General features: G+C 64.9%; 6 protein-coding genes. 1 reads left to right on the top strand and 5 read right to left on the bottom strand.

Annotation, left to right across the window (positions count from 1 at the left end; genetic code table 11):
• Positions 1-214: 214 nt before the first annotated feature.
• Positions 215-880 carry a hypothetical protein gene (locus VNN55_11575; protein ID HWO58193.1) on the top strand — a complete coding sequence of 222 codons (666 nt, stop codon included), beginning with the start codon at positions 215-217 and terminating at the stop codon, positions 878-880.
• 75 nt (positions 881-955) lie between these two features.
• On the opposite strand, the gene VNN55_11570 is transcribed toward VNN55_11575, so the two are convergent.
• The 5 genes from VNN55_11570 to VNN55_11550 all read right to left on the bottom strand — a co-directional run bounded on the left by VNN55_11570 (position 956) and on the right by VNN55_11550 (position 15,041).
• On the bottom strand, positions 956-3,652 hold the full coding sequence (locus tag VNN55_11570; GenBank protein ID HWO58192.1) for a protein kinase: 2,697 nt from the start codon (positions 3,650-3,652) through the stop codon (positions 956-958).
• Between the two features lie 24 nt (positions 3,653-3,676).
• A complete protein-coding gene (locus tag VNN55_11565; protein ID HWO58191.1) occupies positions 3,677-6,448 on the bottom strand; it encodes a protein kinase in 2,772 nt (923 codons plus the stop codon).
• 126 nt (positions 6,449-6,574) lie between these two features.
• A complete protein-coding gene (locus VNN55_11560) occupies positions 6,575-10,054 on the bottom strand; it encodes a protein kinase (GenBank protein ID HWO58190.1) in 3,480 nt (1,159 codons plus the stop codon).
• The gene (locus tag VNN55_11555; protein HWO58189.1) at positions 10,051-12,390 is read right to left on the bottom strand and encodes a protein kinase; all 2,340 of its coding nucleotides are present in this window, start codon (positions 12,388-12,390) and stop codon (positions 10,051-10,053) included. The genes VNN55_11560 and VNN55_11555 overlap by 4 nt, the downstream gene beginning before the upstream one ends.
• Positions 12,387-15,041 carry a protein kinase gene (locus VNN55_11550; protein ID HWO58188.1) on the bottom strand — a complete coding sequence of 885 codons (2,655 nt, stop codon included), beginning with the start codon at positions 15,039-15,041 and terminating at the stop codon, positions 12,387-12,389. The genes VNN55_11555 and VNN55_11550 overlap by 4 nt, the downstream gene beginning before the upstream one ends.
• Positions 15,042-15,074 lie beyond the last annotated feature (33 nt).

Genomic DNA, 15,074 nt, shown 5'->3' with positions numbered 1-15,074 from the left:
GGGTCTGAGACCCGCCATCACCAGCCCGTTCTGCCAAGCCGCCTCTTGATCCGACCGCACAACGAATGTGCACTGTCAAGGCCGGCGGTGCGCCAAGACATTGCGGAACAACTGATTAATTTCGTGGGCATGCGCCTTGCTTTTCTCCCCGTCGCCGGGTGACCGCGCACCGATTCGCGCCGCCCGGCGCAGAACAGGCATATGGGAGGATGGCATGAGCAACACCCGTTGGATCAAAATCGCCGCCGCGGTCGTCGGATTCTGCCTGGCGATGGCGGCCACATCCGAGGGACGCATCCGCAGAAGTGAGCTGGTCGATCCGCACAAGGACTACACCCAGCGCGGCTTCCAGCTCTACCTCGGATTTGGCGCGCAGGACTACGAGATTGAAGACTCCGACTATGGCGACCTCGATCAACTCGATGACGGCGCCGCGATCTTTTTCGGCGCCAGCATCGGGCTGGACCGGGGCGTGGCGCTCTTCATCGAAGGCACCGGCTCGGAGCATCCGACGCCGCTGGGGGATGTCGTCTTCGGCACCGGGATGATCGGCATCAAATACGCCCCCAACTCCGGCTACCGCCACCAGTGGCAACCCTATGGCAAGTTTGCGCTCGGCGGGGTCTTCCTGTATGAAGATGAATCGCCCTACAAGGTGCGCGACCGCTACGATGACGACAACGGCTACGCCGGGCCGGCGGTGGGCATCGCGCTGGGGATCGATCACTTCATCAGCCGCCGCGCCGCGCTCTTCGGCGAGGTCGGCCTCACCACCGGCCAGTTCGACAAACGCATCATCGACGACGAGGAATACGAGCTGCTCGACGATGTCGACCTGACATCCGGACGCATCCAGTTCGGCCTTCGTTTCCGGCTATAGCGAATTCCCCATCACCCCAGGTCAGAGGGTGGGCAGACGACGGCGGCGGCTCCGCGAGGTGCCGCCGCTGTTTCGTCATGGCGTGACGACGGCATAGCGCCGAATGTCCGGTTCGGATGGCTCACGGCGCGCAGTCGGCTGCCCACCGGACAGTAGCGCCTCGAAGCGCGGATGGCCGCGCAGCGGATCGAACTCGGGGCTGAGCTTCAGGCAATCGGGGGTGATCAGCCCGGCGGGCAGATGCAGGACCGAATCCAGGAGCGTGATCGCTTCCTCCGCATCCCCCAGTCGGCAATGGATGCGCGCCAACCCCAAGACATTCTCGGGGCCATGGAAGAACGCCTCCTTTTCAGGGGGCTGAAGATCGAGGGCCTTGCGTCCTTCGCGCAACGCTTCGTCGCGCCGTCCCGCGCCGGCCAGCGCGATGCCGAGATACCGCCGCAGCGCCGCCAGTTGCGGCTCTCTGTCGACCTGCCGGCGCAGATCGGCGGCGGCCGACGCGAACGCCTCGCGCTCCTCGGCGCGGTTGCCTTCCAGCGCGGCGATCTGCGCGCGTAGGATATTGTAGAAGGCGGTGTCGTTGTCGGCCACCTGCAGGTACTTCCGGGCGCACTCCGGATCCCGCCGCAGCAGGCAGACGGCGACCCGCTCCTCGGCAAGCAATTCGGGATTCACTGTGACGGGCGGATCGAGCAGCACCGCCAAGGCGCTGTCGAGATCGCCCTGCCCATACACAAACATGCGCGACAGCAGCCGGTAGGTTGTCGCTTCCCCCGGCGCCAACTGGCGCGCCTGCAGCAGATAGGCGTGGGCCTCCGGCCAGCGGCGCAGACGCAGATAGGTGTTGCCGATCTCGGCGGCGCGCTCGGCGAAGCTCGGCGCCTGGTCTTTCACATGACGATCCGGGTCCTCTGTCAGCGCGATCTGCAGGTAGGCGATGGCGCGCTCGAACTCGCCGCGCCGCCGCTGGACATAGGCGATCGCGGTGTAGACGTCATAGAGTTCGCTGCTTTTGATGCCGGTCTTCTCCAGCTCGGTGAACGCGGCCAGGGCGCGGGCGTTGTCCTTGGCGACCCAGTAGTCGTAATACCCGCGCGCCAACAGCGCATCGGGGGCGGTCGGATCGAGACGCATCGACTGTTCGGCGGCGCGGCGCGACGAGTCGGCATGGTGCTTCAGCGGATCGGGGCCATACCAGACCATCTTGGCGTGCGAGCGCGACAGGCGCGCCCAGGCCTGCAGGTAGGTCGAATCATGCCGCACCGCCTCGGTGTAGTGCTCGATCGCCTCCCGAATATCGCGAATGTTGTTGCCGGCGTAAAAGTGCTCCAAGCCGCGGTAGCAGGCCAGCAGCGCATCGACATTGCGCGTGCCGCCGCGTTTCAGGTTTTGCCGCTCCGATTCCACCAGCGTGATGTGCAGCGCCCCCGACACCCGCTCGGCGATGTCGGTCTGAATCGCCAGAATGTCCGACAGCAGGGTGTCGTAAGTCTCGTTCCACAGCGGAACATCGTCGCGCGCCGCGACCAAACGGGTCGTGACCCGCAACCGCCGGTCGGCCGAGGCCGGATCCCAGCGGACCGTGCCCTCGATGACGTACTCCACGCCGAGATCGTCGGCGATCTCCGGATTGCTTTTGCGCGAATCCTTGTACTTGCGGACGCTGGTGCGCGAAATCACGCCCAGCCCGCTCACGGTGTTCAACTTGGCGATGATCTCGTCGGTGAGCCCATCGGCGAAATACTCCTGGTCGGCCGGGCCGATGTTCTCAAACGGGAGCACGGCCAATATCTTGCGCCGGGCCCCCGACCCCTTTTCGACCACGGCGAAATACTGACTGAACGTCATGTAGCCGCCGACAATGATCGCGACAATCGCCAGCAGCGTCAGCGTGATGCCGAGCTTCATGCGCCGGGAAAACGGCGCCGGCGCGGGCGCCGGCCGCGCCACGGGCGGCGCGCCGCCGGCCAGCGCCTGCAACGCCTGCGCCATCCGGGCGGCATCCGGATAGCGCGCGTCGGGGCTTTTGGCCAGCGCCACATCGATGAATTCGTCGAAGCCGGCCGGCAGATCGGCCCGCAAGGTCGACGGCCTGGGCGGCGTTTCGGAGAGCAGTTCAAAGAGCACCGCCGTCAGATGCTCGCCTTCGAACGGGCGCCGTCCGGTCGCCATTTCATAGAGGACCGCCCCGGCCGAGAACAGATCGGAGCGGCCATCCAGCGTCTTTTCGCCGCGCGCCTGCTCGGGGGACATGTAGTAGGCGGTGCCCGGCGTCATGCCGGTCTTGGTCAGTCCGGCGCTCTCCTGCGACCGCGCAATGCCGAAGTCGGCGATCTTCACGTGGCCGTGCGCGGTGACGAAAATGTTGTCGGGTTTGATGTCACGGTGAATGATCCCGTGGGCATGCGCCGCCCCCAGGCCGGCGCAGATCGCCCGTCCGATCTCGACAATCCGCTCGATCGGCAACGGGCCCTCCGCCAGCATTGCGGAAAGCGTCTGCCCCTCGATGTACTCCATCACGATGAAATCACGGCCATCGGCGTGCTCGATGGCATGGATCGTGACGACATTCGGGTGATTGAGAAGCGAGGCGTTCTGGGCCTCGTGCAGCAGCCGCGCGCGCGCGTCGGCGTCATCGGAGAGCGTTTCGGGAAGGAACTTCAGCGCCACCGGCCGGCCCAAATGGGTGTCGCGGGCCAGATACACCTCGCCCATGGCGCCCGACCCCAGCCGCGACTGAATCTCGTAATGTGCGACGGTACGTCCGATCATCGTCCGACCACCGCCTGCCGCCCGTCAACTGGAGGTTGTGGCGCCGACGAGCTTCTGAAACTTGGAATCGTTCTTCAGTTTTTCGAAGACCGGATCCGCGGCGAGATACGCGGCGGAGTAGACATTCATCTTCAGCACGCGGCTGATGTTCTCCACGGCGCGGTCGCTCATGCCGACGTGGGCGTCGATCGCGGCGGTGAAGTAGTAGCGCAGCGTCGGATCCAGGGACTTTTGCGTGTTGGCTCCCAGCCGTTTCAGCTCGGGCTCGGGGTCCTTCACTTCGCCGAGGAGGCAGCGCAGGTAAAGCAGGCCGTATTCCAGTTCGAGGTCGCCGGGGCGCGCCGCCAGCTCGGCCGCGGCCTTGGCGGCGGCGTCCTTCCAGGCCTTGTTGGCCTGCGAGGACTTGTCCGTCAATTCATAGGCGAATCCCAGACGCAGACAGTCGCGCCAGTCGCCGGCCTTATCGCAGGCGTCCTTCAGTTGTGACACCGCCTCGGGCAAGCGGCGCTGGAAAAGAGCGATCGTGCCGGCGACGCCGCGCTGGCGGTAGATCTTCGGACGCAGGGCGATGGCTTTCTGCAGTTGCGAATCGGCGGCGACAAATTGCCCGCGCCAGAGCGCCAGCTGTCCGGCGGTGACCCGGACCCGCGCCAGATTGGGCGACACATCCAGCGCGGTGGCGATGGTCTTGCCGGCGTCGCCGGGTTTGCCGGTGAAGGCCAACACCCGCGCCAGCGCGCGATAGGCATCGGTGAAATTGGATTTCAGATCGATCGCCTTGCGCAGCGAACGGGCCGCCTCATCGGTCTGGGCGGCATTGGCCAGCTCAACGCCGAGACGGTAGTGCATGTCCGGATCCTGCGGCGCCAGTTGGACCGCGCGCCGGAGGGACCGGGTCGCGGCGGTCAGATCATGACGCATCGCCGCCAGTTCGCCTATGCCGGCGTGATACTCCGCCGAAACGGAATCGCGCGCGGCCGCCTTCTGCAGCAGCCCGGCCGCTTCGGTCACATTCTTCTCGTTGTCGTCCCAGCCCCAGTAGATCTGCTCCATGAGCGTGCGGGCCAGCGCGATCTGCGCCGCGGCATAGTCTTTGTCCAGCGAGATCGCCCGGCGGAATGCCTTCTCGGCCACCTCGTTGTCGTCCTCGGTGCGCTGCTCGAAGGCCTGCTGACCTCTGAGATACTGGTCATAGGCCTCGGCATTGCCGGTCCCGACCGTCACGATGGCGCGTTTCTCCTCGGGGGTCAGGGGCAGACCCAGCGTCGCCGCCAGCGAGTCGGCAATCTCTCCTTCCACGGCGAACAGTTGCGCCAACGGGACGTCGCGTTTGAGCGACCAGACCAGGTCGCGATCGGAGACACGGTGCAGATGCGTGGTCAGCAGGACGTTCTTTTTGTCCTTGCGGATCGACCCCTCGATAAGGTAATCGGCGCCGAGCCGTCTGCCGAAATCTTCCACCGCCAGCGGCATGCCGCGCAGCGCGGCAGCGTCGTGACGGGAAACCACCTTCACCTTTTTGAAGCGGCCGAGCGCCTCGGTCAACGCCTGCGTCATGCCGGCGGCGAAATAGGCCTCATCGCGGTCGCTGCTTTGATTCTCCAACGGCAGAACCGCCACGGTCGGCAGCGCCTTCTCGCCGGTGGGCGTGGCGCTCTTGGCTTCGGTTTCGGCGTCGCCGGCGGCTTCGGGCGGGGCAATCAGCGGCGCCTCGACTGCGGTGGTCTCTTCCGACGGGCCTGTCACCTTCGGCTTCATGTTGAACCACAGGACCGCCACCACCGCCGCAACGGTCAACGCGCCGACCACGATATAGAGCGCCGGCGAAGACTTCTTCTTGGGGGCGGGCGTCGGAGCGGGAGGCGGAGTCGCCGGCTTGGGAGGGGGCGCCGCGGCCGGCTTGGGCGGCGGTCCCGCCGTCCTGCCCGCGGCGGCCTTGGGTTGCACCGCGGCGAAAGTGCCCGAAACTGTCCCCGGACCCTTCAGTTGCGTGGCCACCGCCTTCAGGTCGCGGCGCATCTCCTCGATCGTCGGGTAGCGGTCGGCCGCCTTGTGCGCCAGCGCCTTCTTGACGATCCGGTAGAGTTCGGCGGGCAGTCCGGGACGTTTCTCTTCCAGCGGCGGACATTCATCGTTGAGAATTGAGTAGATCACGACCGCTTCATGGTCGGCCACAAACGGCGGCTTGCCCGCCAGCATCTCGTAGAGGATGACACCCAGAGACCAGATGTCGGTGCGCTGGTCGACCACTTCCGAGCGCGCCTGTTCGGGAGACATGTAGGCCGCGGTGCCGATCGTGCTGCCGGTGCGCGTGACCTTCTTGGAGATGCTCGACTTGGCCAGCCCGAAGTCGCAAATTTTGCAGAGCCCGTCCTTGGACAGCAGAATATTGGCGGGCTTGATGTCGCGGTGGATGATCCCCTTCTCGTGCGCCTTCACCAGTCCGGAGGCCACCTGTCCGGCAATGCTGACCGCCTCCGCCGGATCCATCGGCCCATCCTTGAGACGCTCCTTGAGACTGGGGCCATCGACATAGGCCATGACGATAAACGGATGGTCCCCGGAATCGCCGATTTCGTGGATGGTGCAGATGTTCGGGTGATCCAGCGCCGCGGCCGACTGCGCCTCGATGAGAAACCGGGTGCGGTCCTCCGCCGAATCGAGGGCGTAGGGGGGCAGGAACTTCAATGCCACGATCCGCCCCAGACGGGTGTCTTCCGCCTTGTAGACGATGCCCATGCCGCCGGCGCCGAGGCGCTCGAGGATTTTGTATTGGTTGACCGTTGTGCCAATCATAGGGTTTAGTCCGTTTGAGCACGTGCAAGACAAGCCACGATACCAGATTCCCGAGCATTCGACAAGGGTATCAAGCCGCCATTTCCCGGTCCGGGCGCCGGGAACGGCGAGACGGCAATCCGGCAATTATGATCGCAATTCCCGCGCCAGCGGCGAACTGAGAAACTCGGAGCGCATCGACGGGTCGGTGATCCCGGCGGCGGCTTCGTCGAAGTAACGGCGCGCATCCTCGCGCGCCTGACTGGCGGCGGGGCGATCGCCCCGCTGGTCCAGCCATCGGGCCCGGTCCAGATGCATGGCCGCCAGCGGTAGCTGCAGATCGGCGGCCTCGGCCCGCGCGATGGCCTCTTCCAGCATCCGCATTGAATCCATGTCGGCAGCGGGAATGCCGTTCTTGACCAAAGATCGCGCCCTCACCCAGAGGGCCTCGCAAAGCAGTTCCGTCGCCCCGACCTGCCGGGCCAGATCGAGCGCGGCCTTCGACGTCTCATCGGCGGCCCCGGCATGTCCCGCCAGCAGATGGAGTTCCGACAACGCGCTCAGCGTGCGCGTCTCATACCAGGGGTACTTGTGTTCGCGCGCCAGGCGGAGAACCTCCCCGAAGCGCCGCTCCGCGTCGTCGAAGCGCCCCAAGAGCATGTCGTCGACACCCAGATCGCGTAGATTGTCGCACTCGGCGCCGCGGTTTTGATTCTGCCGCGCCAGTTGCAGCGATTGCTCGTGGCACTCCCGCGCCCGCTCCAGTTGCCCCATGTCACGCAGGACATCGCCCATGCCGTTGAGCCCGCCGGGAATCGCGGAGACGTCATCGATGGCGCGCTTAATGCGCAGCGATTCTTCGTGATGCGCCAGCGACCGTGAAAACCGGGCCAGCCGGTGGTAGGCCAACCCGGAGAAATTCAATGACGACGCCAGTCCGCGCTGGTCGCCGATCGAGCGCTGGATGGCAATGGCCTGCTCGAGCGTGTCGGCGGCGGCGCGATACTGCCCGCGGTGCAGGTGGGTGGCCCCCGCCAGCGCCAGCGCCGCGGACTGTTGCGACAGTCGCTCCTCGCGCTGCGCCAATGCCAATGCCTCGCCGGCGGCATCCAGCGCCGCTTCGTACTCCGCACGCGGAACCAGCGCAGCCGCCAGACTCAGGAGCGACTCGGCGCGCCGGGCCGTATCCTGCTGACGCGCGGCGCGTTCGGCCGCTTCGACGGCCACACGACGCGCCGGGTCCAGATCCCCCAGCATGCGCAGCGGCTCGGCCATCCGGCGCAGGATGTCGATGGTCCAGCCGGACAGATCATGCGACTGTGCCAGCGCCAGCGCCGCCTCGTAGGCCGACAACGCCTGCGCGGTCATGCCCCTGGCCAGAAGCACATCGCCGCGTCCGACCTTCACCCGCAAGGCCAAGTCAGGCTCCACGCGTCCCGCAGTGACGAGGATTCCCTCAAGCTGCTGATAGAGACGCAACGCCTCGCTGTTGGCGCACAGATCGCGCGCATGCTCGGCGGCGCGCAGCAGATAACCCAGCGCCGCCCCTTCCTGACGCGACGAGAGCAGATGGTGGGCGATGCGCGCCGCCTGCTCGACCGCTCCGGCATGCCGGGCAATCAGCGCGGCGCCGATCAGCCGGTGGTATTCCTGCCGCAGTTCGGGCAGGAGGCCTTCGTAGATCACTTCGCGGATCAGCGGATGATCAAAACGGTAGCGCGTGCCCTCATGACGGATGATCCGCTGCTCGGTTTCCAGATTCTGCAGCCGTCGCAACAGCGGGATGCGTTCGCCGCCCAAGCAGACCAGCAGCACGTCTGAGTCGAAGAAGTCCGCCTCGCAGGCGGCCAGTTCGAGCAGCTCGCGTTCCGAGGCGGCCAGACGGTCGATCCGGTGCGCAATCAGATCGCGAATGCGGCCGGGGATCGTGATGTCGCCGGCGGGTGGCGCGTCGTCGGCGCCCTTGAGCAATTCGACAAACTCCCGCACAAACAATGGGTTGCCGTCGGCGCGACGCACCACCCGCTCCGCCAACTCGCGATCGTCCAGGCGGCCGCCGAACAACTGCACCGCCAGTTCGAGCGTCTCCTCGCTGGAGAGCCGCGGCAGCTCCAAGACCTCGGCACAACCCTCGCCATGGAGCCGACGGACCAGCCCGTCCACTTGCGCCGCAGGCGCGGACGGCGCGCCCCCTTCGGTGGTGCGATAGGTCGCCACCTGCAAAAGCGGCAGATCGCCGGCATTGCGCGCGATGTAGCCGAAGAACTTCAAGGTGTCGTCATCGGCCCATTGCAGGTCGTCGAGAAAGAGGATCGTGGGACGCTCCGCCGTCACCACCCGGATCAGCACCAGCAGCGAATCCCACAGGTGCTCCGGGTTGAGGACTGTGGCGACCGGGCCGGACATGTTGAGGAAGGAGCGCAGGACCGGCAGCCGATTGCGCAAGTCGACGCCCAACGCCGCCGCGCGACGCTCCAACGGATTGATCGTGGAATCGTCCAACCGCGGGAGGCCGCTGCGCAGCGCGTTGGCGTAGGGATGAAACGGCAACCCGCCACCCTGTGGAATACAACGCCCCATCAGCACGCCCATGCCGTTGTCGCGTCCGCGTGTCAGCACGGTCTCGATCAGCCGCGATTTGCCGACCCCGGATTCGCCGGTGACAAAGACCGTGAATCCACGGCCGTCTGCGGCGCTTCCCATCCATTGGTCGAATTTCGCCTGTTCGCGCTGACGGCCGACAAAGGGCTGCACGTCGGCGACCTGCGCCGCGCGCCGCGGTTGCACGGGGTGGCCGGGCCCAGCGGCAACGGCGGCCGTCGCCCGACGCAGCGACATCAACTGCTCGGCCAAGTCGCGGCAGGAGGAGAAGCGGTCCTCCGGCGACTTCGCCAGACAGCGGTCGATGATCGCTTCCAGCCCGGGTTCGACGGATGGCTCGAATTCGCTCAGCCGCGGCGCGGGCTCGTTGGCGATGGCATAGAGCACCGACATGACGTAGTCGGCTTCAAACGGGCGACGCCCGGCGATCAATTCGAAGAACGTCACGCCCAGCGCGAAAATATCCGAGCGGGCATCGAGCCGCGCGCCGCTCACCTGCTCCGGGGACATGTAGTGGGCGGTGCCCACAGCCAGTTCCTGATTCGACCAGCCGACACTGTCGGACGCGACACGGGCCAGGCCGAAGTCGGAAATGCGGAGGCGTCCGCCGGCGTCCAGAAGCAGGTTGTCGGGCTTGATGTCGCGATGAATGATGCCGTGTTCGTGCGCCGCCTGCAGTCCCTCGGCGGCCTGGATCATGAGGTCGACGGCCTCGGCGAAGGGGAGCCGTCCGACACGGGCGCGCAACGCGCCGCCCTCGGCGAACTCCATGACGATGAAGTCGCCGTCGGGCGATTCCTCGACCGTGTGCACGGTCAGAATGTGCGGGTGACTCAGACGGGAGGCCGCGCGCGCCTCGCGCAGGAACTGGGCGCGCGCCGACGCGTCGGTGCGCGCCGCCTCGGGCAGGAACTTAAGCGCCACCACCCGCTGCAACCGCGTGTCTTCGGCCTGGTAGACGATCCCCATGCCGCCCTGGCCCAGCGACGCGCAAATGCGGTAGTGACCGACGGTCTGGCCAATCATACGCTCTGGGGCAGGGCGAGCGAGCGGTAGAATGCGAGATAGCGAGGATGTTTGCGCGCGCGCTCCCACATGGGATCCACCAACACCACCGAGACATCGTACACGGAGACCTTCGCCGCCGCCTCCAACCAGTCGAATACGGCGTCCCACTCTTCCAGTTCCATCAACAAGGCGCTGAGCGGGTCGATAAATCGCAGGAGCGTCGGAATGGGCGCGCGGAATTCGGCCAGCACGGCCGTCTTGAACGACGCCAATGTGCCGGGCGCGGCGGCCCGCCGGAAGCGCGCCAGGCGCTCCGGATCATTCAGCGACTCCAGCCAGCGGGCGAAGGCGTCGCGCGCCGCGCCGCTGTCGCCTGACAGTATCCGCAAACGGGCGATCCAGAGATTGACGCGCTGATAGGAGGGGTTGATGGTCAGCAACCGCTCCCCATGCAGGATGGCGCGGTCGTAGTCGCCGATCAATTCGTAGTACATGATCCAGTCCATGTGCGCCGGCGCAAAATTCGGATCGATTTCGGTAGCGTACTCGAGTTCACGTCGGTAATCGTCCATCCGACCGAGGATGCGGTAGGCGTGGGCGAGATTGATGTGCACGATGAGCGAGAGCGGATCGTGGCTGAGGGCGATGCGCAATTCGCGCATGACCTCCTCGTGGCGGCCGAGCACCGACAGCAGGGCGGCGTACCACTGATGCCCGGTGACAAACCCGGGATTGATGGCGATCGCCCGGCGAAAGGCCGCCTCCGACTTTCCCCAGCGGTTGGCGTCCATTTCCAACAGCCCGATGGTGGCGTAGGCCTCCGCGCATTCCGCGTCCAATCGCAGCGCCTCCGTGGCGGCGCGGGCGGCCTTCGCCGACAGGTCCTCTCGGGGCGCGTCGGTATGATCGAGCATGGTGACATACGTCATCGCCAGCACGCCGTGCGCCAGGGCGTATTGCGGATCCAGCGCGATCGCCCGCCGGAAGCAGTCCTCGGCCTTGAGCAGATCGGCGCCGGTGCGGCGGTTCCAGTGGTGGCGACCCTGCAGGACGAGGTTGTAGGCCTCCAGGTTGGCCGTTCCGCCGCGCACCAGCGACGCATCCGGCTGCCCGGTGAGTTTGACCTTCAGGGCGTCCACAATGGCGCGGGCGATATCGTCCTGAATCTCGAAGACATCGGCCATCTCGCGGTCGTATTTCTCCGACCAGATGTGGAAGCCGTCGGCGACATTGATCAACTGCGCGGTGACGCGCAGGCGGTTGCCCGACTTGCGCACGCTGCCCTCGAGCACGGTGCCGACATTCAATTGCTCGCCGACGCGCCGAATGTCGGTGGTCTTGCCCTTGAATTGAAAGGCCGAGGTCCGCGCCACCACGCGCAGGTTGTTCATCCGCGAAAACGCGGTGATCAGATCCTCGGTCAAGCCGTCGGCAAAGAACTCGTTTTCGGCGTCGGCGCTCATGTTCGTGAAGGGCAGCACCGCCAGCGAGGGCTGGGCCGGATCGCGCACGCCCGGGTGCGAACTGACCTTGCCGTCGAGAAGATCGCGAATCTGCGACAACTCCTGCGCCACCGCCCGCGTGTTGACCGGACGCTGGACCGGATCCTTGCGCAACAGGCGGTCGATGAGCGAGGTCAGTTCCGACGGCAGGTTCCCGCGGTAGGCGTCTATCGCCCGGTGCGGCTCGTGCAGAACCGCATACATGAGCGCGGCCGGATGGCTGCCCTCGAACGGCAGATGCGCGGTCAGGCATTCATAGAGCACCACGCCCAGCGACCAGAGGTCGGAGCGGGCATCGACACCCTCGCCCTTGGCTTGTTCGGGGGACATGTAGGCGGCGGTGCCGGGGGTGATCCCATCCTGCGTAATCCTGGCATTGAAACGCGTCGATTTGGCCAACCCAAAGTCCATGATCTTCACCTGGCCGCGGGCGTTGATCATGATGTTCTCGGGTTTGATGTCGCGGTGGATGATTCCCTTGTCGTGGGCAACCGACAGCCCGTCGGCCATCTCCATCGCGATCTTGACCGCCTCGGCCGCCGGCAGGGGGCCGTTGGCCAGACGGTCGCGCAAGGTCATGCCGTCAACAAACGACATCGCGATATAGGGCTGCCCGTCAACTTCGCCGATTTCGTGGATCGTGCAGATGTTGGGATGATCCAATGCCGCCGCCGCCTTGGCCTCGTGGATGAGACGCTGGTACTCTTCGGCCGACTGCTTGGTCTGCGGCGGCGGGAATTTCAACGCGACATCGCGCCCAAGTTTGGTGTCCTCGGCGCGATAGACCACGCCCATCCCGCCCTGCCCGAGCTTCTCGATAATGCGGTAATGGGCAATGGTCTGGCCGATCATTTCTGAGCCACCACCTCCGGCCAATTGATGAATGTGCGGACGGTCGGACCCTCCTGTTCGGCTTCATTGACAATGACCAGGATTCGTTCGCCATCCGGAGAAAAGTCATAGCCGAACACGGACTCGTTTCGAACCTTGATCCCCAATGCCTCGTCCCGTCCGAACTCCGGTCTCCCGTTATGGAACAGTACAGGGACGACATGCAGAGTATTGTCCGTGGTAACGAACGATATCTCACGCCCGGCACGACTCCAACGCGGCCAATCGCATTCACGTGAACTGATCTGCCACTTGGCGCCGGTCGACAGCGCATGCAGATAGCCAATCCGGCGATTGGCCTCCAGGGAGGCATAAAGAATCCATTCGCCGTCCTCCGACCAGTCCTGGACATCGTTATCACTGGGTGACGAGAAGAGCTGACGGTCATCCGATCCCCTTCCAGTGCGCTGATCCACCGACAAGACCCATGGCAGATCATCGCTTCCGGAAACGTTCTCCCTGTGCCGGAACAACAGTCGGCGGCCATCCCTGGTCCAGGCGATCGGGCGATTGAGGGTACCCGATTCATACAACGTCGATGTATTCCCCGAACCATCGGCCGCCGCCAGGCGGATAGCCGTGGATCCATCGGGCATGCTGGCCGTATAGGCAACGCGAAGGCCGTCTGGAGTCCAGACCGACACGGACTGGAGGGCGGAGTCATTAACATTCAGTCGTGTCAAGACCTCACGATTCAGGTCGAGCAGGAAGATTTTCGGATCGGCGCCCCCAAGCGCTTGCATGCTGACGCGACTCCCGTCGGGGGAAAGCCGAATATTGCTCATGGGTACTGCCGGACCAACGGTGTCCAGCGCGTGCCCCAAGCGGTCATACCAAACCAATCGGGAGTTCAGAGTGGTGGATCCACGAACCCACGTGAGAACTCCCGTCTCCGAGGCAGAAAACAAGTCTGCCCGATACGCCTGGATCGTCCCCACGCCTTCGGCAACAGGAACGGGGTCACCGGATGCTGCGCGTGAATCCGCATGGAATTGCTGCGCGAGAATCGTGTTGGCACGCACAAAGAGCAGATGATTGCTGGCATAGATCACATTCCCGGCGTGATGCATGACCAGCTGACGCGTGGAGTCTTCGAGGGAACCGACGAAGATGCCGTCCTTCGCCGGGTCACCGTCTGGCCCAATGCGGGCATAATACAGAAAGTGGATGCCGTCCGGAAGAAACCAAGGCCAGCGGTGGGTGGTCTCCGCCAACGCCGAATTGAGAGTCGTGAGCGGAGTGGCGGTTCCCCCAGCGGATGGGACCCGGTATAGCGAAGAGGTCGCAGTGGGCGAGAAGACGATCGTGCCGTTGCGACTCCATGTGCCCCCGCGGGCATCTCCGGCGTCACAGAGTGTCAACGGCGGTCCGCCCGCCACATCGACTTTCTTCAGCTTGCTTGCGACAAAGAACCCGATAAAACGCGAGTCAGGAGACCAAAATGGAAAGGTCGCCCCATCGGTACCGGCCAGTCGCTGCGCCTCGAATACTCCGAGCGCGCGCACCCAAAGCGTGGGCACACCGGCAGAGTCAGTGCAGTAGAAGACGATCTTGCTCCCATCCGGCGACACAACCGGGACATTGGGAACATTGCCATAAAGCGATCTGCCCTCCGGCGCACGGAATTCAAATCGCACCGTCTCCAGGGCGGCACCACGATCGCCATTCGATCTCAGGAGCACTGCCACGAGGGCGATGATTGCCAACGCGGCGGTCAACGCCAAGAAGAGTCGGGGCATTGACGACTTGGGCGGAACGATCGTTGTCGGCGCTTCGCCAAAGGTGGATGGCGCTCCGGTGGCGGGGCCGGCGGGGGGGTAGATCGGCCTGATTGCCGAGACCGTGCTGGACCGCCGCCTGCCGGAATCCAGTTTGAATCGTCGCAGGTCACGCGAGATTTCCTTGGCCGACTGGCAACGCTCGTCGGGATCCTTTTGCAGGCAATCGAGGATGATGCGATCCAGCTCGGGATCAAACTCCTGCTTGATGGCGGACAGCGGCTGCGGGTCGACATTCACAATCTCATACATGATCGCCGTTTCATGCACGCCTTTGAATGGCAGTTGTCCGCTGATCAATTCATAGAGCACAACGCCCAGCGAGAAGAGGTCCGTCCGGTGGTCGGTATCGAACCCCTGCACTTGCTCGGGAGACATATAGCCCACGGTGCCGACGGTGCTGCCCTCTTTGGTGAGCCGTGACGCGCCATGCAGCTTGGCCAGCCCGAAATCCATGATCTGCACGATGCCGTCTTTGCGGATCATGATGTTTTCGGTCTTGATGTCGCGATGAACGATGCCTTTTTCATGCGCCGCGGCCAGACCATCGGCTGCCTGCACGCCAATTTCGACGACCTGCTTGAGCGTGAATTGCTGCTTGCGCTCGCGCAGCGTCTGCCCCTCGACGTATTCCATGACGATGAACATCTGCCCATCGTGTTCCTGGATGTCATAGATGGTGCAGACGTTGGGATGGTTGAGCGCCGAGGCGGCGCGCGCTTCCTGCAGGAAGCGCGCGCGCGCGTCCGGTTGCGCGGTCATCTGGGCCGGGAGGAACTTGAGCGCGACCTTGCGATCCAGCTTGGAGTCCACGGCGAGATAGACCTCGCCCATTCCGCCGGAGCCGAGATGCTCGACGACCTTGTA

It is taken from the genome of bacterium (assembly GCA_035559435.1).
Classification (GTDB): domain Bacteria; phylum Zixibacteria; class MSB-5A5; order WJJR01; family WJJR01; genus JACQFV01.
The sequence above is the reverse complement of the archived record's forward strand: the minus strand, read 5'-3'. Positions and strand labels throughout refer to the sequence as shown.